This is a genomic window from Polaromonas sp. YR568 (genome assembly GCF_943369675.1).
GTDB lineage: Bacteria > Pseudomonadota > Gammaproteobacteria > Burkholderiales > Burkholderiaceae_C > Polaromonas.
The window spans coordinates 25,240-46,944 of the sequence record NZ_CALROB020000006.1 but is presented as its reverse complement, the minus strand read 5'-3'; the positions used below and the strand labels follow the sequence as shown (position 1 = coordinate 46,944).

Sequence of the window (21,705 nt, the reverse complement as noted above, 5' to 3'; positions counted from 1 at the left end):
GCTTCAACATTTCTGGTAGCGCTGCGCCGCTTTCTGCAGCGACAGGCCGGGGCCCATCGCCAGGCGTGCCGTGCTGAAGGCCTCCCACTGCGCCGCATCCGGCAGCGAGGGAATCGTCACCAGCTCGCGCTGGTCGAAGCCGCTGAGCGCGGCGTCCACCAGTTCATCGGCCTGCATGACGATGTGCTGCGGCAGGTGCTCGACCGGCACGCCCGCGCGGTTCCAGAACGGCGTGCTGATGGCGCCCGGCAGAACGGCCTGCACCTGCACGCCCTTGGCGCCCACCTCATGGTGCAGCGACTGCGTGAAAGCCAGCACATAGGCCTTGGTGCCGCCATACACGCCGTTGAGCAGCTCGGGCGCCAGCGCCACGATGGACGCGATGTTGATGATGGCGCCCTGCCCGCGCGCCAGCAGGCCCGGTAGCGCGGCATGCGTCAGGCGGGTCAGCGCCACCACGTTGAGCTGGATCATCTCGTCCATGGCGTCAATGCTGGAGTCAACCAGCGGCGCCGTGGCGCCCAAGCCTGCATTGTTGACCAGCAGGGTCAGGGTTTTGTCGGCGGCCAGGCGCTGCTCTATCTTCAGTACGTCAGCCTTGACGGTCAGGTCGGCCTGCAGGGTCTCGACCTTGCGGCCGGTCTGCGCGGCCAGTTCCTGCGACAAGGCTTGCAGGCGCTGCCGGTCGCGCGCCACCAGCACCAGGTCGTAGCCGCGGCGCGCCAGGCGCTCGGCGTAAATGGCGCCAATGCCGGAAGAGGCGCCGGTGATCAGGGCTGTACCCTTGGAAGTTGATGTGCTCATGGAGATTCCTTGGTTTGAGGGATACGGGGTATTGCTCGTTCAGTGAACGGGAATCAGCTTGGGGCGCTACCATATGTCCTAAAGGACCCATAACCCTCAATTTGGGACATCATGAAAAAACGCGTCGGATTTCTCCTGTCACCCGGTTTCCAGATCCTGGACTTGGTGGCCGTCACGGTGTTTGAACTGGCCAATGCCGAGTCGGCTGAGCCTGCGTATGAGATCGTCATGCTGTCCGAGCACGGCGGCCCCGTCGCGAGTTCGGCGGGCGTGAAGATTGAGACCAAGCCCTTTCGCCAGGCCCGATTCGACACGCTGATGGTCACCGGCTCGCTGGCCATACAGCCCTCCTCGCCCGCGCAGCTGGCCTTTTTGCGCAAGGCCGCCGCCGTATCGCGCCGCGTGGCCAGCATCTGCACAGGCGCCCACGCGCTGGCCGAGGCCGGCCTGCTGGACGGCCGCCGCGTGACCACGCACTGGTGTTATGCGCGCGAACTGCAGCGCCTGTTCCCCAAAGCCCGTGTCGAGGAAGACCGCATCTTCATCCAGGACGGCCCGGTTTGGACCTCCGCCGGCATGACCGCCTGCATAGACATGTCGCTGGCGCTCGTGGAAGCCGACCTTGGGCTGGAGGCCTCACGCTCCATCGCCAAAACCATGGTGGTCTACCACCGGCGCAGCGGCGGGCAGTCGCAGTTCTCCGCCCTGCTGGAACTGGAGCCCAAGTCGGACCGCATCCAGAACGCGCTGGCCTACGCCAAAAGCAACCTGCGCAAAAACCTGGGCGTCGACGAACTCGCCGACGCGGCAAACCTGAGCCGCCGCCAATTCAGCCGCAGCTTTCGCGCCGAGACCGGCCAGTCGCCGGCGCGCGCCGTCGAAACCCTGCGCGTGGAGTCGGCCCGCGCCATGATCGAAAGCAGCAGCCACCCGATTGAGATCGTGGCCCGCGAGAACGGCTTCGCCGACCCCGAACGCATGCGCCGCGCCTTCATACGCGCCTTCGGCCAGCCGCCGCAGGCGATCAAGCGGGCGGCGCGCAAGGACGCAACGGCCTGAGCAGCGTGCATGCCGAGCCCGTGCCTGTGGCGCAGGACGGGTGGAATCGGGGCTTTACCTGAGCGCGCGCGTCAACGGATTAAATCGAAAGTCCGGATATGCATGCGTGAAGCAGTGCCTGATATCTGGAATATCCGCCGCCTTCACGCATCGGTGTAATCGACAAAGCCCTTCAGGTTCAAATCGCTTAGCTTTCGCCGTTCGAGCCGAAAAACACCGACACCTGTACGAGAGCCGTCATTATTGGTATTGCCCTCTACCGTCGCCAGGCGCCCTCCCGGCATCACCCGTTCGACGAAGCCGGTGTGCCCAAGTCCGCTACCGAAATCCAGTATAAAAACCAGCCCCGGCTTGATGAGGCTGGGTGAATCGAGCGCATCGCTGGCCCTGATAAGCCTGGCTCCCGGAACCGTCGCGGCCTTGTTCCAGTGCGAAAGAACACTGGCAGTCTTGGGCGTCGGGTTGCTGCGGCCCAGTGCTTGTGAGGCAGTCTGGAACGCCCAGTAAACAAAGGCCATACACCAGGCGCGAGAATTCGGATCAGCGCCTGTTAACGGAACACCCGCCGACCTGAGGTACTCATTGACCATCGGGCCGAGGTTGGAGCCGCGAGGCTCCTCCATCTGGCCGACCTGAGACCCGGCAATGCCAAGTGCCTGGAGCATGTAGGTTGATGGCGCGCTTGCCGGAGTCACCGGCACTCCCCCGAAAAGCGCCGCCCATGTCAGGAGGCCAATCTGCCCATCGACAACGAGCGGATAGCCGTCGTCATCTTGATGTTGCGACTGGAAAAGCATGACAACAGAGGTCATATACGCATCAAAGACGCCCGGGCGAATAAAGGGGCCGTAACCACACGAAACCAGGGCATCCTGAAGCTGGTTCACGAGTGCGGGATTTGATATCCCTTCTCTGGCCACAATGCCCGGAAAATGAAAAGAAGCCATGTCTAAAACTCCTCCAAGGATGGTGCCAAAGGCATTCCATCTTATGGTGAAGCGTGAAGATGCTCATCCCACAAATGGAGGACGACACTGCATTCTCATCATGTATGGGAGGCGGGGCAGGAGTTCGCAGGCCGTTGACGCCCAGAGAAGCGCTCAGCGTGACCAGTCGATCCTCTCAAACAGGCGCATGAGCCTGGCCTGGCGCGCCATGCCGAATTGCCCAACCCACCCAATCCGGCCCAGCAGGTGTGAGCGAAAGTCGGCAAGCCGCTCCTTGTTTTGCGACGCCGGCCCGTGCAGCACGCTTTGGTGTAAACACGCTTTAAGCCGATCGAAATCATCACGCGGCACATTCGGGTGAACGTTGACCACAACGCCGGTCACGCGCTGGCGCTGATGCCGGGGCAGGCAACGCGTCTTGTCGGGGTGCAAGGCAAAGCCTTCATCGCGGACGATCTCCGCAACCCAGGCGTGCAGCGCGCGAAACTGCCGGCGCAGCGATTCGGCGCCTGAAAATACCAGGTCATCGGCATAGCGCGTGTAACTCGCGCCGAATACCCAGGCCAATCCCTCAAGCCGCAAATCGAGGTTGAAAGCGCAGAGGTTGGCCAGTGCTGGAGAGGTCGGCGCGCCCTGCGGCAAATGTGCGGAAGCAAGGCGCTTGGCGCCCATCCAGTCAAGCCCGCCGTCATCACGCAAACGCTCGATGACCATCTCCGCCGTACGGTGTGTGCAGAGCGCGGTGAGGCTTCGCGCCACGCCTTCGGGGTAGCCCAGCGTGCGCCAGATGGCGTTGACATGGGCGGCCCCTACGCTGCCAAAAAAATCGCGCAGGTCAAAACGGATCACCACCGCTTTCCCCACATGGGCCGCCGCATGGGTTTTGACGGAACGGCCGGCGGTGAAGCCATGCGCGGCCTCATGCACAGGCACCTGGCCCAGCAGCGTGTGCAGGATGTGGCGCTGCACACGCTTGAGTTCGACTTTGGGCGTCTCCAGCAAACGCAGGCCGCCCGCCTGCTTGGGCTGCAGGCTGTAGCGGTAGTGCTCGACAACTCGCGGCGTCGCCGGAGCCAGCCAGCGCAATTGCTCGCGCGTGAGCTGGAGCCAGCGCGCCAGGTCGGCGTCCGTGGCGACGTCGGGCAAGGTGCACGCTTCCAGTCCCAGCGGCCGGGGCCGCATCACGGGGGGGCGCAGGATCATCCGGCGAATGCGCGGCGGCCTTTCCGGTTCGGGATCATCCCGGTCATCGTTCGGTTGCGGGGCTTGCGGCTCGGTGGGCTCGTCTTCGTTTTCGTTGTCTTGCTCACCGAAGGCCAGGGCAAAAGCAGGCAATTCTTCCAGCCGTCGGGCCAGCGAGGTGACATCGAATTTTTGCCAGGTGATGGGCGACAGGACGGCCAGCGGTTCAAGCACCTGCCGGAGCCAGGCGGGGCGTTGCCCGAGCGCTGCCGCAGCCCTGGCCTGAAGCGCGCGCACGGTAGTGCCACCCGGCTTGTCCGCATCGGCGAGCAGTGCGCGAGCAAGGCCGCGTGTCATCAAATTTCTGGAGCTGGCTTCGCGCATGGAATGGGTTGACACCAGCATCCCAACCAGCAGGTCCTGCGTGAGCCTCGCGCGCAGAATGCGCGGGCCGCTCATGCACCGAAATCACTAAGCACAAAACAGCCATGGGGGTGCCCCATGGCGCGGACAGGCAGCAACGAATCGCGTCCCGCTCGCAACACTTGGAATGCTGGCGTCGTGGAAATTCTAAGGGCTTGCCTCGGCAACGAATGACTCTTCAGCACTGAGGTGACTGCAAAACAACAAGAGAATGTGTTTGCCGTCAGCCTGGAGCGTGAGAATTCAGTCAAAAAAAAGCCCGGGAACACCCGGGCTTTTTCGATGCGGCACGCAGCTTACTTGCGTGGCGGCGGCAAATCCGTGCAGCTGCCGTGGGCCACTTCCGCGGCCATGCCCATGCTTTCACCCAGCGTGGGGTGCGGGTGTATGGTCTTGCCGATGTCGACCGCGTCAGCGCCCATCTCGATGGCCAGCGCGATCTCGCCGATCATGTCGCCGGCATGCGTGCCTACAATGCCGCCGCCCAGGATCTTGCCGTGGCCGTGCGCTTCCGGGCTGTCGTCAAACAGCAGCTTGGTGAAGCCTTCGGAGCGGCCGTTGGCAATGGCGCGGGCGGAGGCCGTCCACGGGAACAGGCCCTTCTTGACCTTGATGCCTTGTGCCTTGGCCTGGTCTTCGGTGAGGCCCACCCAGGCGATTTCGGGGTCGGTGTAGGCGACGCTGGGAATCACGCGCGCGTTGAAGGCGGCGCTGGCGAGCTCCTTGTTGCCCTGCAGTTCGCCGGCAATGACTTCGGCCGCCACGTGGCCCTCATGCACGGCCTTGTGCGCCAGCATGGGCTGGCCGACGATGTCGCCGATGGCGAAGATGTGCGGCACGTTGGTGCGCATCTGGATGTCGACGGGGATGAAACCGCGGTCGCTCACGCTGATGCCGGCCTTGTCGGCGGCAATCTTTTTACCGTTGGGCGTGCGGCCCACGGCCTGCAACACCAGGTCGTAGGTTTGCGGCGCCGGGGCGCCCTCGCCTTCAAAGCTGACTTCGATGCCGGCCGGGGTCGCCTTGGCGCCCACGGTTTTGGTCTTGAGCATGATGTTGTCGAAACGCGGCGCGTTCATCTTCTGCCAGACCTTGACCAGGTCGCGGTCGGCGCCCTGCATCAGGCCGTCCATCATCTCGACGACGTCGAGACGCGCGCCCAGGCTGGAATACACCGTGCCCATTTCCAGGCCGATGATGCCGCCACCCAGGATCAGCATGCGCTTGGGAATCTCTTTCAGGTCCAGCGCGCCGGTGGAGTCGACCACGCGCGGGTCGACCGGCATGAAAGGCAGGCGCACGGCTTGCGAACCCGCCGCGATGATGCAGTTCTTGAAGGCGATGGTCTGCTTCTTGCCGGATTTCTCCTGGCCGGTGCCGGTGGTCTCTTCGACCTCGACATGGTTGGCGCCGACAAAATTGCCGTAGCCGCGCACCACGGTGACCTTGCGCATCTTGGCCATGGCGGCCAGGCCGCCTATGAGCTTGCCGACCACGGTTTCCTTGTGGGTGCGCAGCTTGTTGATGTCGACCGTGGGTTCGCCGAAGCTCACCCCCACGCCGCCGAAATGTTTGACCTCGTCCATCACGGCCGCGACGTGCAGCAACGCCTTGGAGGGAATGCAACCGACGTTGAGGCAGACGCCGCCCAGCGTGGCGTAACGCTCGACCAGCACGACCTTGAGGCCCAGGTCGGCGGCACGGAAGGCGGCCGAATAGCCGCCGGGGCCGGCGCCCAGCACCAGCACGTCGCAGTCCAGGTCGGCGGAGCCGCTGAAGCTGGCGGCCGCAGGAGCCGGCGCGGCAGGCGCAGCTTTGGCCTGTGCAGGCGCGGCGGATATTGGGTTTTTCGAGCCCTCCCCCTGGGGGGAGGGTTGGGGAGAGGGAGAGCCGTTACCCCCTGAAAGGGAGCTCGCGCTTGTGCTTTCAAGCACAAGTACGAGAGATCCCTGCTTGACCTTGTCGCCGAGCTTGACCTTGATGTCCTTGACCACGCCGGCGGCGGAAGACGGGATTTCCATCGACGCCTTGTCGCTTTCGACGGTGATCAGGCTTTGCTCGGCCTTGATGGTGTCGCCGGCCTTGACCAGCACTTCAATCACGGACACTTCGTCAAAATCGCCAATGTCCGGCACCTTGATGTCTACCAGGCTGGATGCGCTCATTTGGAGGCTTTCAATTTAAGGGTGAATATGTCGACGGGTCCGGCGGAGTTCTTGTCGAACTCGCAACCCGCATTCAGGCCGGCCATGGCCACTTCGCGCGCGGTCTTGGCCTTGTCCCAGGCGGCATGCATGGCGCCCAGCGCAAAGCTGCGGCCCGAGCCTATGCCCCAGAACTCCTTGAACTCGAAGACTTCACGGTAGCTGTAGAGGCCGTAGATGCCGCTGGCGTTGGCGATGACGACGGTGAACTGGCTGGACTCGTAGGGGTCGTTGTCGTCTTCCTTGGTCTGCAGGAAAAACGTTTCCTTGAGCAAGGGGTGGAGCTTGACGAAGGTGTCGAACACCTCATCGCGCGAACCGAGCTTGAGCTGGTCCTTGGGCAAGGCTGCCATGGCTTTGCGCAGCACCGGGAAATGCGCCACCGTGCCGGCCATGCCGACGTAGCTCATGCCGGCCGGCGTGTCGACCTTGAAGATCTTGCTGTTGGCCTCGAAGCGCTGGCCAAGGCTGGTGTCGCCGAAGGTGACCAGCGTGTCGGCGGCGATGGCGACCTGCCCCGCTTTTTTGACGACTACTAGCGTTGTCATCTTTAGAGGAGGACGCGGCGGAAGTCTGCGAGGATTTGCCCGAGGTAGGCGTTGAAACGCGCAGCGCCCGCGCCGTCGAGCACGCGGTGGTCCCAGGCCAGCGACATCGGCAGCACCAGGCGCGGCTGGAAGGCCTTGCCGTCCCACACGGGTTCGATCTGGCTCTTGGACACGCCCAGGATGGCGACTTCGGGCGCGTTGATGATGGGCGTGAAATAACGCCCGCCAATGCCGCCCAGCGACGAGATGGTGAAGCTGGCGCCCTGCATTTCGGCGGGGGTCAGCTTGCCGTCGCGCGCCTTCTTGGCGAGCTCGCCCATTTCCTGGCTGATCTGCAGCACGCCCTTCTTGTCGGCGTCCTTGAGCACGGGAACGACCAGGCCGTTGGGCGTGTCGGCGGCAAAGCCGATGTTGTAGTACTGCTTGTAGACCAGCTGGTCGCCGTCCAGCGAGCTGTTGAACTCGGGAAATTTTTTCAGCGCCGCGACGCTGGCCTTGATCAGGAAAGCGAGCATGGTGACCTTGAGGCCGGTCTTTTCGTTTTCCTTGTTGGTGGCGACGCGGAAGGCTTCCAGGTCGGTGATGTCGGCGTCGTCATGGTTGGTGACGTGCGGGATCATCACGTAGTTGCGCAGCAGGTTGGCGCCGCTGATCTTCTTGATGCGCGACATATCCTTGCGCTCGACCGGGCCGAACTTGGTGAAGTCGACCTTGGGCCATGGCAGCAGGTCGAGCCCGGCGCCGCCGCCGGACGATGCCGGTGCCTTGGCGGCTTGCGCCTGGGTGCGCACGCTGCCGTCCATCACCGATTTGGTGAAGGCCTGCACGTCGTCCTGCGTGATGCGGGCCTTGGGGCCGGAGCCCTTGACTTCGGACAGCGGCACGCCGAGTTCGCGCGCGAACTTGCGCACCGACGGCGACGCATGCGGCAAGTTGCCTTGCGGGGCGGTGGTGGGGTCGTGGGCCGGCTGGCTGGCAGCGGGTGCGGCGGCAGGCGCAGGTGCGGAAGCCGTGGCAGGCGCCGCAGCGGCTGCCGGTGCCGCGGGGGCTGCCGCAGCTGGCGCTGCGCTGGCGGCGGCGGTTGAGCCTTCCAGCACGGCGAGCAGGTCGCCGATATTGACGACGTCGCCCATCTTGACCTTGAGCTCCTTGAGCACGCCGGCGGCCGATGACGGGATTTCCATGGAGGCCTTGTCGGACTCGACGGTGATCAGCGACTGCTCGGCCTTGATGGTGTCGCCGGGCTTGACCAGGATTTCAATGACGGAGACGTCCTTGAAGTCGCCGATGTCGGGCACGCGGACTTCGACCGGGCCGGATGCCGCGGCAGCTGCCGGTGCGGCGGCGGGCGCCGGTGCCGGCGCTCTGGCCGCAGGGGCTGCGGGAGCAGCCGCGGCTTTTGCCGGTGCAGCAGGCGCGGCGGCTTCGGCGCCGGCCACTTCCAGCGTCAGCACGACCGAGCCCTGCTTGACCTTGTCGTCGAGCTTGACCCGCAATTCCTTGACCACGCCCGCGTGGCTCGAGGGAATTTCCATGGAGGCCTTGTCGGACTCCACGGTGATCAGCGACTGCTCGGCCTTCACGGTGTCGCCGGGCTTGACCAGCAATTCGATCACCGTCACTTCGTCGAAATCCCCGATATCAGGAACTTGAATGTCTACCACTGCCATATCTTGTCTCCGTTTGCTTCAGGCGTCTGTGCGTCTACGTCAGGGTTTTAACTCAAGCGTAAAGCGGATTGATCTTGTCGGCATTGATGCCGTACTTCTTGATGGCTTCCGTCACCTTGGCAACCGGCACCGTGCCCTCTTCGCTGAGCGCCTTGAGGGCGGCCACGACGATGTAGTGGCGGTTGATCTCGAAGTGCTCGCGCAGCTTGCTGCGGAAGTCGCTGCGGCCGAAACCGTCGGTGCCCAGCACCTTGAAGGTGCGGCCCTTGGGGATGAAGGAGCGGATCTGCTCGGCATAGGCCTTCATGTAGTCGGTGGAGGCGACGACCGGGCCGGTGTGCTTTTCGAGCTGTTCGGCGACGAAGGACACCTTGGGCTTGTCGGCCGGGTGCAGCAGGTTCCAGCGCTCGGTGCTCTGGCCGTCGCGCGCCAGCTCGTTGAAGCTCGGGCAGCTCCAGACGTTGGCGGCGACGCCCCATTCTTTCTCAAGCAGTTCCTGCGCGGCAATCGATTCGCGCAGGATGGTGCCGGAGCCCAGCAGCTGCACGCGCGGCGTGAGTTTGGCGCCTTCCTTGCAGAGGTACATGCCCTTGATGATCTGCTCTTCGGTGCCGGGCTTGAGGCCGGGCATGGCGTAGTTTTCATTGAGCAGCGTGAGGTAGAAGTAGACGTTGTCCTGCTTCTCGACCATGCGTTTGAGGCCGTGGTGCAGGATGACGCCGACTTCGTGCGCGAAGGTCGGGTCGTAGCTGATGCAGTTGGGGATGGTGCCTGCCAGGATGTGGCTGTGGCCGTCTTCGTGCTGCAGGCCTTCGCCGTTGAGCGTGGTGCGGCCCGAGGTGCCGCCCAGCAGGAAGCCGCGCGCCTGCATGTCGCCGGCCGCCCAGGCCAGGTCGCCGACGCGCTGGAAGCCGAACATCGAGTAGTACACGTAGAACGGGATCATGATCCGGTTGTTGGTGCTGTACGAGGTGGCCGCCGCGATCCAGCTGCTCATGCCGCCGGCTTCGTTGATGCCTTCCTGAAGGATCTGGCCCTTTTTGTCTTCCTTGTAGTACATCACCTGGTCTTTGTCGACCGGCGTGTATTTCTGGCCGTCAGGGTTGTAGATACCGATCTGGCGGAACAGGCCTTCCATGCCGAAGGTGCGGGCTTCGTCCACCAGGATGGGCACGACGCGCGGGCCCAGGGCCTGGTCGCGCAGCAGCTGCGTGAGGAAGCGCACGTAGGCCTGCGTGGTGGAGATTTCGCGGCCTTCGGCCGTGGGCTCCATCACCGACTTGAAGGTGTCCAGCGAAGGCACGGTGAACTGCTCGTCGGCCTTGACGCGGCGGTGCGGCAGGTAGCCGCCCAGGGCCTTGCGGCGCTCGTGGAGGTAACGCATCTCGGGCGTGTCTTCGGCCGGCTTGTAAAAGGGGATGTCGGCCAGCTGGCTGTCGGGAACCGGGATGTTGAAGCGGTCGCGGAAGGCCTTGATGTCCTCGTCGGCCAGTTTTTTGGTCTGGTGGACGTTGTTCTTGCCTTCGCCGATCTTGCCCATGCCGAAGCCCTTGACGGTCTTGATCAGCAGGACGGTGGGCTGGCCCTTGTGGTTGACGGCCTTGTGGAAAGCCGCATAGACCTTTTGCGAATCGTGGCCGCCGCGGCGCAGGTTGAAGATGTCCTCGTCGCTCATCTTGGAAACCATCTCGAGCGTGCGCGGGTCCTGGCCGAAGAAATGCTTGCGCACGTAGGCGCCGTCATTGGCCTTCATGGCCTGGTAGTCGCCATCCAGCGTGTCCATCATGACCTTCTTGAGCGCGCCGTCCTTGTCGCGGGCGAGCAGCGGATCCCAGTTGCTGCCCCAGAGCAGCTTGATGACGTTCCAGCCGGCGCCGCGGAACTCGCCTTCGAGTTCCTGGATGATCTTGCCGTTGCCGCGCACCGGGCCGTCCAGGCGCTGCAGGTTGCAGTTGATGACGAAGACCAGGTTGTCGAGCTTTTCGCGCGCGGCCAGGCCGATGGCGCCCATGGATTCGACTTCGTCCATCTCGCCGTCGCCCAGGAAGGCCCAGACCTTGCGGTTTTCGGTGTTGGCGATGCCGCGGGCGTGCAGGTACTTGAGGAAGCGCGCCTGGTAGATCGCCATCAGCGGGCCCAGGCCCATGGAGACGGTGGGGAACTGCCAGAACTCCGGCATCAGCTTGGGATGCGGATAGCTGGACAAGCCCTTGCCGTCGACTTCCTGGCGGAAGTTGAGCAGTTGCTCTTCGGTCAGGCGGCCTTCGAGGTAGGCGCGGGCATAGACGCCGGGCGACACGTGGCCCTGGATGTAGAGGCAGTCGCCACCGTGCTCTTTACCTGGCTCAGTGCTCTCGGCGTGCCAGAAGTGGTTGAAGCCGGCGCCGAACAGGCTGGCCAACGAGGCGAAGGAGCCGATGTGGCCGCCCAGGTCGCCGCCGTCGGCGGGGTGCAGGCGGTTGGCCTTGACCACCATAGCCATGGCGTTCCAGCGCATGTAGGCGCGCAGGCGTTCCTCGATCTCGAGGTTGCCGGGCGAGCGCTCTTCCTGGTCGGTCTCAATGGTGTTGACGTAGCCAGTGTTGGCCGAAAAAGGCATATCTATGCTTTTCTGGCGCGCGTGTTCCAACAGTTGTTCGAGCAGGAAGTGGGCGCGCTCGGGGCCTTCGCTTTCGATGACGGCGCTCAGCGCGTCCATCCACTCACGGGTTTCCTGGCTGTCTTTGTCCAGCGGGTCGTTGGCGGCGGCGTGCAAGTTGTCGCCGGCTTGGGTGGGATTGGCAGCCATTTTTTGTCTCCTGAGTAGCCTGATAAAGCTTCGTTAACCTGCGATGCGGCCTCTTGTCGGGCCGCGCGCAGAGCCTGTGTCCAACTTGGGTCTAAGCGTGTTGTAAACGCAAATTAGATTCAAGTCTCTAGTTTCTCATAATATTCATACGATTTCAAATCGTGCCTACTCGTTTCACATTAAGAAATTTAAAACTAAGCATGCTTTGTTTTGCTCAGCCGCTGATTGACCACCAATCGCCGCGTGCCACCGCACGAAGCACTGCCCGTTCACCTTAAAAGATCAAGGTCAACCCTGCTTCGCCCAGGGCATGTCCCTTAAACTGCACCTTCCCTATGACCCAGCAAGCCCCTGCCCCCGCCGACCCCGCGATAAACCCCGCCCCCTTCGCCGTGTGGCGCCGCTGGTGGCGCAAGCAGTCGCCGTCGCGCCAGGACCGCTTCATCACGCTGGGGCCCTTGCTGGCTGTCGTGCTCTTCCTGGCCGCCGTGATCGCCGCCTTCGGCTACCTGCGCATCGAGGAAATCGACCGCGAGCAGCAAGCCGTCAAGCGCGACGTGGAGTACGCGCAGCAGCGCCTGCGCCTGCGGCTGCTGGAGCGGCAGGAGCAGCTCATGCGCATTGGCCGCGACGTCTCCAACCGGGAAATCGACACCGAGGAATTCATCACCCAGGCCGAGTCGCTGGTCAACCAGTACCCCGAGCTGATGGCGGTGACCTGGGTGGACAGCAAGCGGCGCATCAAGGTGGCCTACGTGTCGCCCAGCGCCAATGCCAGCCAGTTGCGCGGCGCGGGCGAACAGCTCAAGGTCGGCGAGACCGACGGCACTTATGAGCTGGCCAGGGACCTGCGCCAGCCGGTGTATTCGCGGCCGCTGGCGGCCAAGGAGGCAGGCGGCTACAACGCCCCCACCCTGCAGTTGCAGGTGCCGCTGGACGACCAGGGCAAGTTCGCCGGCGTCATCATGGGTGAATACTCCATCGACGGGCTGCTGCGCTTCGGCGTGCCGACCGAGGTCACAGCCAAGTACGCTGTAACCCTGGTCGACGACAAAAACCAGGTGCTGGCGGGCAACCTGCCGCCGCCGCGCAACCCGGCGGCCCGGTTGCTGCCCTGGTCCGACGGCGCGGCCGAGTACGAGATACCGGTCTCGCCGGTCGGCAACGGCCTGCTGATACGCGCCGAGGGCTACCGCGCCTCGCTGGGCGTGGTCGGCAGCGGCTTCTTCTGGCTGGTCAGCGCCCTGAGCGCGCTGACGGTGTGGATGCTGCTGGGCACCTGGCGCCACACGCGTCGCCGTGTGCAGGCCCAGCAAGCGCTGATCTCCGAAACCAACTTCCGCCGCGCCATGGAAAACTCCATGCTGACCGGCATGCGCGCGCTGGACCTGCAGGGCCGCATCACTTATGTCAACCCGGCCTTCTGCCAGATGACCGGTCTGACTGAAAGCGACCTGGTGGGCCGCACGCCGCCCTTCCCGCACTGGCCCGAGGGCGAAATCGACACCCTGATGCAGCGGCTGGATGACGAACTGCACGGCCGTACGCCGCCGGGCGGCTTCGAGGTGCGCGTCAAACGCAAGAACGGCCAGATCTTTGACGCCCGCATGTACGTCTCGCCGCTGATAGACCCGCGCGGGCAGCAGACCGGCTGGATGACCTCGATGACGGACATCACCGAGCCCAAGCGCATCCGTGAGGAGCTGACCGCCTCCTACGAACGCTTCACCACGGTGCTGGAGGGGCTGGACGCTGCGGTGTCCGTGGCGCCGCTGGGTAGCGAGGAACTGCTGTTCGCCAACAAGCTGTACCGCTCGTGGTTCGGCGGCGAGGTGTCGGGCCACCTGAACCTGATCGCGCAGGCCGGCGTGCCCAGCGCCGTGCCCACCGACGACACGCTGGACGCAGTCGACGGCCTGGCCGGCCTGCCCACCGACACGCTGACGGCGGCGCAAACGGAAAACGCCGAGATCTTTGTGCCCGAGCTCAGCAAATGGCTGGAAGTGCGTTCACGTTACCTGACCTGGGTGGACGGCCGCCTGGCGCAGATGGTGATCGCCACCGACATCACGCCGCGCCGCCATGCCGAGGAGCAGGCCGCCCAGCAAAACGAACGCGCCCAGACCGCCAGCCGCCTGATCACCATGGGCGAGATGGCTTCCAGCGTGGCGCATGAATTGAACCAGCCACTCACGGCCATCAACAACTATTGCAACGGCATGGTGTCGCGCATCAAGGGCAAGCAGATCAGCAACGAAGACCTGCTGGTCGCGCTGGACAAGACCGCCAAGCAGGCGCACCGCGCCGGGCAGATCATCCAGCGCATACGTTCCTTCGTCAAACGCAGCGAACCCAACCGCACGGCCGCCGACGTGGCCACCATGGTCAGCAACGCCATGGAGCTGGCCGACATCGAGCTGCGCCGCCACCACGTGCGCCTGAGCCACTACATCGCGGCCCGCCTCCCCGAGATCATGGTGGACCCCATCCTGATAGAGCAGGTGCTGATCAACCTGATGAAAAACGCGGCCGAATCCATAGAGCAGGCGCACCTGCCGACGGCGCGCCGCAGCGTCGAGCTGCGCGTGGTGCCCAAGACCATCGAAGACCAGGCCGTGGTGGAGTTTTCAGTGCTCGACACGGGCCGCGGCCTCTCGCCGGAAGTGATGGGCCGGCTCTATGAAGCCTTCTATTCCACCAAGGCCGAAGGCATGGGCATAGGCCTCAAGCTGTGCCGCAGCATCGTCGAGTCCCACCAGGGAAGAATGGAGGCTGAGAACCTCTACAATGGGGACGAAGTGGTGGGGTGCCGGTTTACCTTCTGGATCCCTGTAACACCCCTGCTCTTGCCGCCGGCGCCCGCCAACGACGGCACTGCAGCCAGGAACGCAGGCGTTCACTGAAAACCCTTCAAGAACCGTCTCTTGAGAAGTTCACGAAAGAAAGTTTGGCATGAGCTTGATTCCCAAAAAAGGTACCGTCTACGTCGTTGATGATGACGAGGGCGTGCGCGACTCTCTGCAGTGGCTGCTCGAAGGCAAGGACTACCGCGTCCGCTGCTACGACTCGGCCGAAACCTTCCTCTCCCGCTACGACCCGCGTGAAGTCGCCTGCCTGATCGTCGACATCCGCATGGGCGGCATGACGGGCCTGGAGCTGCAGGACCGCCTGGTCGAGCGCAAGTCGCCGCTGCCCATCGTGTTCATCACCGGCCACGGCGACGTGCCCATGGCGGTCAACACCATGAAAAAAGGCGCGATGGATTTCATCCAGAAGCCCTTCCAGGAAGAAGCCCTGGTCAACTTGGTCGAGCGCATGCTCGAGCAGGCCAAGGAAGCTTTCAGCGAATTCCAGCAGTCCGCCAGCCGCGACGCCTTGCTGGCCAAGCTCACCTCGCGCGAAGCCCAGGTGCTCGAACGCATCGTGGCGGGCCGGCTTAACAAGCAGATCGCCGACGACCTGGGCATCAGCATCAAGACGGTGGAAGCGCACCGCGCCAACATCATGGAAAAGCTAAACGCCAACACAGTGGCCGACCTGCTCAAAATCGCCCTGGGGTCCAACGCGCCCAAGGCCTAATCCCCCTCTTTTGCTATCCCCTGATAGCGTTAACGCCCGTATTGATTGGACCAGCGGGCGTTTTTACTTTGAGAAACCGATTCAAAAATGACCGCCCAGCTGATTGACGGAAACGCCCTCTCCAAACAATTGCGCGCCGAAGTCGCACAGCGGGCCGCCGCGCTGCGCGCGCGCGGCATCACGCCCGGCCTGGCCGTGGTACTGGTGGGCGAAAGCCCGGCCAGCCAGGTCTATGTGCGCAACAAGGTCAAAGCCTGCGAAGACAACGGCCTGCATTCGGTCCTCGAAAAATACCCCGACACCTTGAGCGAAGCCGACCTGCTGGCACGAGTGGACGCACTCAACAATGACCCGTCCATCCACGGCATCCTGGTGCAGCTGCCGCTGCCGGCGCACATCGACGCGCACAAGGTGATCGAGGCCATCTCGCCGGCCAAGGACGTGGACGGCTTTCACGTCGCCAGCGCCGGCGCGCTCATGGTCGGCCAGCCGGGCTTCTGGCCCTGTACACCTTATGGCTGCATGAAGATGCTCGAGAGCATCAACTATGACCTCAAAGGCAAGCATGCCGTGGTCATAGGCCGCAGCAACATCGTCGGCAAACCGATGGCGCTGATGCTGCTGCAAAAGAACGCCACCGTTACGATCTGCCACAGCGCGACCAAAGACCTCAAGGCCATGACCTTGCAGGCCGATGTGGTCGTGGCCGCCGTCGGCAAGCGCAACGTGCTGACGGCCGACATGGTCAAGCCGGGCGCGGTCGTGATCGATGTGGGCATGAACCGCAACGATGAAGGCAAGCTCTGCGGCGACGTTGATTTTGAAGGCGTGAAGGAAGTCGCGGGCTACATCACGCCGGTGCCGGGTGGTGTCGGTCCCATGACCATCACCATGCTGCTGGTGAACACGCTGGAAGCCGCAGAGCGCGGCTGAAAACGCCCCCTGCCCCCCGAGGGGGCCGCTGCGCCTGCGGCCTGGCAAAGCCAGTTCCGCGGCCCCGGCTTGTAAAAGCAACCCTTAGGCTGAGGCGTCCACTTGCGATGCGGGCACGAGGCGCCACAGCGCCAGGCCGGCACACAGCCACTGCACGACATACAAGGCCGTGCCCAGGCCATGCCAAAGCTTGAGGTTGCCGGCTTCGGCACGCGCACTGACGATGCGCGGCGCGATGCCGAACTCCACCACCAAAGCCAACAGCAAGCCGGCCACCACAAATTTCATGGCGGCCTGCGCCTGCCGTGCAAGGGCGGCATCGTCTTTTTTATTGAGCACAACCAGCAGCAGCATGGCACAGCCCGCGCTGACCCAGGTTTGTGCGGTGAAGAGCTTGGCCGCCATGGCGCCGGCCATAGCGGGCGTGCCCAGGTTGGCAAACAGCATGGGGACGACAACGAATCCGAGACCCGTCAGGCTGCCCCACCACAGAGCGGCCACAAGCACAGTGAAGCGCTGTTTCATGCGCAAAATCAGATGTACATCACCGCGATGATTTCGTAGCGCTTGATGCCGCCCGGCGCCTGGACTTCGGCCGTGTCGCCTTCATCCTTGCCGATCAGCGCGCGTGCAATCGGCGAGCCGATGTTGACACGGCCCTGCTTGATGTCGGCCTCGTCTTCGCCGACGATCTGGTAGGTCACCTTGTCGCCGGTGTCTTCATCTTCCAGTTCGATGGTGGAGCCGAACACCACTTTTCCGCCCGCGTCCAGTTCGGACGGGTCGATGATCTGCGCGGCGGAGAGCTTCCCTTCGATTTCCTGGATACGGCCTTCGATGAAGCCCTGGCGGTCCTTGGCGGCGTCGTATTCGGCGTTTTCGCTCAGGTCGCCCTGGGCACGCGCTTCGGAAATGGAATTGATGACCCAGGGGCGGTCAACGGTTTTGAGCTGATGCAGCTCCGCCTTGAGGCTTTCCGCGCCGCGCTTGGTAATGGGAATGGTGGCCATGTTTTTTGCTCCTGCAAAAGCGAAACCGCCACCAGTCACCTGGCGGCGGCGCTTCAATCCAAAATTTCAATGAAACAAGTTTAATGCAAATCGGGCCGGGCTCAAGCTGGAAATAGCCCGGAGAAAACCCCGATTCCCAGCCCGTCAGGCCAGCTGGGCGTGCAACTCCTGCACGGAATAAACCGGCAGGTTGTCCAGGTATTTCATGCCTTCCACGGCCGCTTCGGCGCCTGCAATCGTGGTGTAGGTCGTCACGCGGGCCAGCAGCGCCGAAGTGCGGATCTGGCGCGAATCGGTGATCGCGTTACGCCGCTCTTCGACGGTGTTGATGACCAGGGCAATCTCGTTGTTCTTGATCATGTCCACCACGTGCGGCCGGCCTTCGGTGACCTTGTTGACCACGGTGCAGGCAATGCCCGCCGCCTGGATGGCCGCCGCCGTACCCTTGGTCGCCACCAGCTCGAACTTCTGCGCGGCCAGGGCGCGCGCGACTTCCACGGCGCGCGGCTTGTCGTTGTTCTTGACGGTGAGGAAGACCTTGCCGGAGGTCGGCAGCTTGGTGCCGGCACCGAGCTGGGACTTCACGAAGGCTTCGCCAAAGGTCTTGCCCACGCCCATGACTTCACCGGTGGACTTCATCTCGGGGCCAAGAATCGTGTCAACGCCGGGGAACTTGACGAAGGGGAACACCGCTTCCTTGACGCTGAAATACGGCGGCGTGACTTCATCCTTGATGCCCTGCGAGGCCAGCGACTGGCCGACCATGCAGCGCGCCGCCACCTTGGCCAGCTGGATGCCGGTGGCCTTGCTGACAAAGGGCACGGTGCGCGAGGCGCGCGGGTTGACTTCCAGCACGTAGATCACGTCCTCGCCGTCAATGTTCTGGATGGCGAACTGCACGTTCATGAGGCCCACCACCGTCAGCGCCTCGGCCATGGCCGCAGTCTGGCGCTTGATTTCGGTGACGGTTTTGGCGCTCAGCGAATACGGCGGCAGCGAACAGGCCGAGTCGCCACTGTGCACGCCGGCTTGCTCGATGTGTTCCATCACGCCGCCGATAAAGGTGCGGCCCTCCGGGTCGCGCAGGCAGTCGACGTCGCACTCGATCGCGTCGTTCAGGAAGCGGTCCAGCAGCACGGGCGAGTCATGGCTGACCTTCACGGCTTCGCGCATGTAGCGCTCGAGGTCGCGCTGTTCGTGCACGATTTCCATCGCGCGGCCGCCCAGCACATAGCTGGGGCGCACGACCAGGGGGTAGCCCAGCGCCGCGGCTTTTTCCAGCGCTTCGGGCTCGGTGCGGGCCGTGGCGTTGGGCGGCTGGCGCAGTTTCAACTCGTGCAGCAGCTTCTGGAAGCGTTCGCGGTCTTCCGCCGCGTCGATCATGTCGGGCGAGGTGCCGATGATGGGCACGCCGTTGGCTTCGAGGTCCAGCGCCAGCTTCAGGGGCGTCTGGCCGCCGTACTGGACGATCACGCCGAGCGGTTTTTCCTTGTCGACGATCTCGAGCACGTCTTCCAGCGTCAGCGGCTCGAAATACAGGCGATCGCTGGTGTCGTAGTCGGTGGAGACGGTCTCGGGGTTGCAGTTGACCATGATGGTCTCGTAGCCGTCTTCGCGCATGGCCAGCGCCGCGTGCACGCAGCAGTAGTCAAACTCGATGCCCTGCCCGATGCGGTTGGGCCCGCCGCCCAGAACCATGATCTTTTTCTTGTCGGTGGGTGCGGCTTCGCACTCGCTGCCTTCGGCCTCGTAGGTCGAATACATGTAGGCGGTGTTGGTCGCGAACTCGGCGGCGCAAGTGTCCACGCGCTTGTAGACCGGGCGCACGCCCAGCGCGCGGCGCTTCTCGCGGACGGCGGTGTCGGTGGTCTTGAGCTGCTTGGCCAGGCGGCGGTCGGAAAAGCCTTTTTGCTTGAGCGCACGCAGCGTGACGGCGTCAATCTTGTCGAGCGAGGTGGTTTCGAGTTCAAGCTCGATCTTGACGATCTGCTCAATCTGCACGAGGAACCAGGGGTCGATCTTGGTCAGCGCGAACACCTCGTCGACGCTCATGCCCAGTGCAAAAGCATCGCCCACGTACCAGATACGGTCGGGGCCGGGCGCGCCGAGTTCTTTCTCGAGTACTTCGCGGTCCTGGGTTTTTTCGTTCATACCGTCCACGCCGACTTCCAGGCCACGCAGGGCTTTCTGGAAGGACTCCTGGAAGGTGCGGCCCATGGCCATGACCTCGCCGACGGATTTCATCTGCGTGGTCAGGCGCGAATCGGCCGCCGGGAATTTTTCAAACGCGAAACGCGGAATCTTGGTGACGACGTAGTCGATGCTGGGCTCGAAGCTCGCGGGGGTGGCGCCGCCCGTGATTTCATTGCGCAGCTCATCCAGCGTGTAACCCACGGCCAGCTTGGCCGCGACCTTGGCGATCGGGAAACCCGTGGCCTTGGAGGCCAGCGCCGAGGACCGCGAGACGCGCGGGTTCATCTCGATCACGACCATGCGGCCGTCCGCCGGGTTGATGGAGAACTGCACGTTGGAGCCGCCGGTGTCCACGCCGATTTCTCGCAAGACGGCCAGGGAGGCATTGCGCAGGATCTGGTATTCCTTGTCGGTCAGCGTCTGGGCCGGCGCCACGGTGATGGAGTCACCGGTGTGCACGCCCATGGGGTCCAGGTTTTCGATCGAGCAGACGATGATGCAGTTGTCGGCGGTGTCGCGCACGACTTCCATCTCATACTCTTTCCAGCCGAGCAGCGATTCCTCGATCAGCAGTTCGTTGGTGGGCGAGGCTTCGAGGCCGCGCTTGCAGATGACTTCAAACTCTTCGGAGTTGTAGGCGATGCCGCCGCCGGTTCCGCCCAAGGTAAAGCTGGGGCGGATCACGGTGGGGAAGCCGACGGTCTTCTGGACGGCCCAAGCCTCGTCCATGCTGTGCGCGATGCCGGAGCGGGCCGAGCCCAGACCGATCTTGGTCATCGCGTCCTTGAACTTCAGGCGGTCTTCGGCCTTGTCGATGGCTTCGGGCTTGGCGCCAATCAGCTCGACCTTGTATTTGTCGAGCACGCCGTTGTGCCAGAGGTCGAGCGCGCAGTTGAGCGCGGTCTGCCCGCCCATGGTCGGCAGGATGGCGTCGGGACGCTCCTTGGCGATGATTTTCTCGACCGTCTGCCAGGTGATGGGCTCGATGTAGGTGACGTCGGCGGTGGCCGGATCGGTCATGATCGTCGCGGGATTGCTGTTGATCAGGATGACCTTGTAGCCCTCTTCGCGCAAGGCCTTGCAGGCCTGCACGCCGGAGTAGTCGAACTCGCAGGCCTGACCGATGATGATGGGGCCGGCGCCGATGATGAGGACGCTCTTGATGTCTGTGCGCTTAGGCATTCTTCTCTCCAGCTTGTTCCATCAGCGCGGTGAAACGGTCAAACAGGTATGAAATATCGTGCGGGCCGGGCGAGGCTTCCGGGTGGCCCTGGAAGCAGAACGCCGGCTTGTCGGTGCGTGCCAGGCCTTGCAGCGTGCCGTCGAACAGGCTGATGTGCGTGGGCCGCAGGTTGGCGGGCAAGCTTTTTTCGTCGACCGCGAAGCCGTGGTTCTGGCTGGTGATGCTGACACGGCCGTTGTCCAGGTCTTTGACCGGGTGGTTGGCGCCGTGGTGGCCGAACTTCATCTTGAAGGTTTTCGCGCCGCTGGCCAGCGCCATGATCTGGTGGCCCAGGCAGATGCCGAAGGTCGGGATGCCGGTTTCGATCAGCTCGCGCACGGCGGTGATTGCGTAGTCGCAAGGCTCCGGGTCACCCGGGCCGTTGGCCAGGAAGATGCCGTCGGGCTTGAGCTTGAGCACGTCGGCGGCGGGCGTTTGGGCCGGCACCACCGTGATGCGCGCGCCGCGCTCGGCCATCATGCGCAGGATGTTTTTCTTCACGCCGAAGTCGAAGGCCACGACGTGGAATTTCGGCGTGATCTGCACGCCGTAGCCCGCGCCCAGTTTCCACTCGGTCTGCGTCCATTCATAGGTCTGCTTGACCGAGACGACCTTGGCGAGGTCCAGGCCGGCCATGCTGGGCGCGCTGCGGGCTGCCGCGACGGCTTTCTCGATCGCGGGCTGGCTCACCGCTTCGCCCGCGGGCAAGGCCAGGATGCAGCCGTTTTGCGCGCCCTTGGTGCGCAGGTGGCGGGTCAGCTGGCGGGTATCTATGCCGGCGATGGCGACGGTGTTTTCCTTGACCAGGTATTCGGACAAGGTCATGGTCATGCGGAAGTTCGAGGCCAGCTGCGGCAGATCCTTGATGATCAGGCCGGCGGCGTGGACTTTTTCAGCCTCGACGTCTTCGGCATTGATGCCGTAGTTGCCGATGTGCGGGTACGTGAGCGTGACGATCTGCTGGCAGTAGCTGGGATCCGTGAGGATTTCCTGGTAGCCGGTCATGGCGGTGTTGAACACCACCTCGCCGACTGTGGAGCCTGCGGCTCCAATGGAATTGCCGATAAAGACCGTGCCGTCTGCGAGCGCCAGGATGGCGTGCGGGGTGTTTCCCTGTAGAGACAAAAGCACTGGGTTCTCCGG

The 21,705-nt window shown here is 63.7% G+C and carries 15 protein-coding genes; 4 read left to right on the top strand and 11 right to left on the bottom strand.

Annotated elements, in window-relative coordinates; genetic code table 11:
- Positions 1-3 precede the first annotated feature (3 nt).
- Positions 4-804: an SDR family NAD(P)-dependent oxidoreductase gene (locus ACLV8F_RS04530; RefSeq protein ID WP_411883052.1), complete on the bottom strand. Its 801-nt coding sequence runs from the start codon at positions 802-804 to the stop codon at positions 4-6.
- A gap of 111 nt (positions 805-915) precedes the next feature.
- On the opposite strand from ACLV8F_RS04530, the gene ACLV8F_RS04525 reads away from it, so the two are divergent.
- Complete coding sequence (locus ACLV8F_RS04525) at positions 916-1,863, top strand: GlxA family transcriptional regulator (protein WP_411883051.1); 948 nt, start codon at positions 916-918, stop codon at positions 1,861-1,863.
- Positions 1,864-2,006: 143 nt separating this feature from the next.
- Here the strand turns inward: ACLV8F_RS04525 and ACLV8F_RS04520 are convergent, their stop codons facing one another.
- From ACLV8F_RS04520 to aceE, 6 genes are all read right to left on the bottom strand, one after another.
- Positions 2,007-2,810, bottom strand: a complete 804-nt coding sequence (locus tag ACLV8F_RS04520) for a CHAP domain-containing protein (protein WP_411883050.1) — start codon at positions 2,808-2,810, stop codon at positions 2,007-2,009.
- Positions 2,811-2,963: 153 nt separating this feature from the next.
- Positions 2,964-4,451 (bottom strand): reverse transcriptase family protein, encoded by a 1,488-nt coding sequence (locus ACLV8F_RS04515; RefSeq protein WP_411883049.1) that lies wholly within the window; start codon positions 4,449-4,451, stop codon positions 2,964-2,966.
- A gap of 260 nt (positions 4,452-4,711) precedes the next feature.
- Positions 4,712-6,580: a dihydrolipoyl dehydrogenase gene (gene lpdA, locus ACLV8F_RS04510; protein ID WP_411883048.1), complete on the bottom strand. Its 1,869-nt coding sequence runs from the start codon at positions 6,578-6,580 to the stop codon at positions 4,712-4,714.
- Entirely contained in the window at positions 6,577-7,167 is a 591-nt protein-coding gene (locus ACLV8F_RS04505) for an MFS transporter (protein WP_411877686.1), read from the bottom strand. Before ACLV8F_RS04505 ends, lpdA begins: the two co-directional genes overlap by 4 nt.
- A 2-nt stretch (positions 7,168-7,169) precedes the next feature.
- The gene (aceF, locus tag ACLV8F_RS04500; protein ID WP_411883047.1) at positions 7,170-8,837 is read right to left on the bottom strand and encodes a dihydrolipoyllysine-residue acetyltransferase; all 1,668 of its coding nucleotides are present in this window, start codon (positions 8,835-8,837) and stop codon (positions 7,170-7,172) included.
- Between the two features lie 52 nt (positions 8,838-8,889).
- Positions 8,890-11,625: a pyruvate dehydrogenase (acetyl-transferring), homodimeric type gene (aceE, locus tag ACLV8F_RS04495; RefSeq protein WP_411883046.1), complete on the bottom strand. Its 2,736-nt coding sequence runs from the start codon at positions 11,623-11,625 to the stop codon at positions 8,890-8,892.
- A 335-nt stretch (positions 11,626-11,960) separates the two neighbouring features.
- Between aceE and ACLV8F_RS04490 the strand changes: the two genes are divergently transcribed.
- The 3 genes from ACLV8F_RS04490 to folD all read left to right on the top strand — a co-directional run bounded on the left by ACLV8F_RS04490 (position 11,961) and on the right by folD (position 16,137).
- The gene (locus ACLV8F_RS04490; protein WP_411883045.1) at positions 11,961-14,528 is read left to right on the top strand and encodes a PAS domain S-box protein; all 2,568 of its coding nucleotides are present in this window, start codon (positions 11,961-11,963) and stop codon (positions 14,526-14,528) included.
- A 49-nt stretch (positions 14,529-14,577) separates the two neighbouring features.
- Complete coding sequence (locus tag ACLV8F_RS04485; RefSeq protein ID WP_411877690.1) at positions 14,578-15,204, top strand: response regulator transcription factor; 627 nt, start codon at positions 14,578-14,580, stop codon at positions 15,202-15,204.
- A gap of 87 nt (positions 15,205-15,291) precedes the next feature.
- Complete coding sequence (gene folD, locus ACLV8F_RS04480; protein ID WP_411883044.1) at positions 15,292-16,137, top strand: bifunctional methylenetetrahydrofolate dehydrogenase/methenyltetrahydrofolate cyclohydrolase FolD; 846 nt, start codon at positions 15,292-15,294, stop codon at positions 16,135-16,137.
- A gap of 84 nt (positions 16,138-16,221) precedes the next feature.
- Here folD and ACLV8F_RS04475 read toward each other — a convergent pair whose 3' ends face one another.
- The 4 genes from ACLV8F_RS04475 to carA form a co-directional block, all read right to left on the bottom strand.
- Positions 16,222-16,662 (bottom strand): DUF4149 domain-containing protein, encoded by a 441-nt coding sequence (locus ACLV8F_RS04475; RefSeq protein ID WP_411883043.1) that lies wholly within the window; start codon positions 16,660-16,662, stop codon positions 16,222-16,224.
- 8 nt (positions 16,663-16,670) lie between these two features.
- Entirely contained in the window at positions 16,671-17,147 is a 477-nt protein-coding gene (gene greA, locus ACLV8F_RS04470; protein WP_411883042.1) for a transcription elongation factor GreA, read from the bottom strand.
- Between the two features lie 144 nt (positions 17,148-17,291).
- Complete coding sequence (carB, locus tag ACLV8F_RS04465) at positions 17,292-20,522, bottom strand: carbamoyl-phosphate synthase large subunit (protein WP_411883041.1); 3,231 nt, start codon at positions 20,520-20,522, stop codon at positions 17,292-17,294.
- A complete protein-coding gene (gene carA, locus ACLV8F_RS04460) occupies positions 20,515-21,693 on the bottom strand; it encodes a glutamine-hydrolyzing carbamoyl-phosphate synthase small subunit (RefSeq protein ID WP_411883040.1) in 1,179 nt (392 codons plus the stop codon). The genes carB and carA overlap by 8 nt, the downstream gene beginning before the upstream one ends.
- Positions 21,694-21,705: the final 12 nt, after the last annotated feature.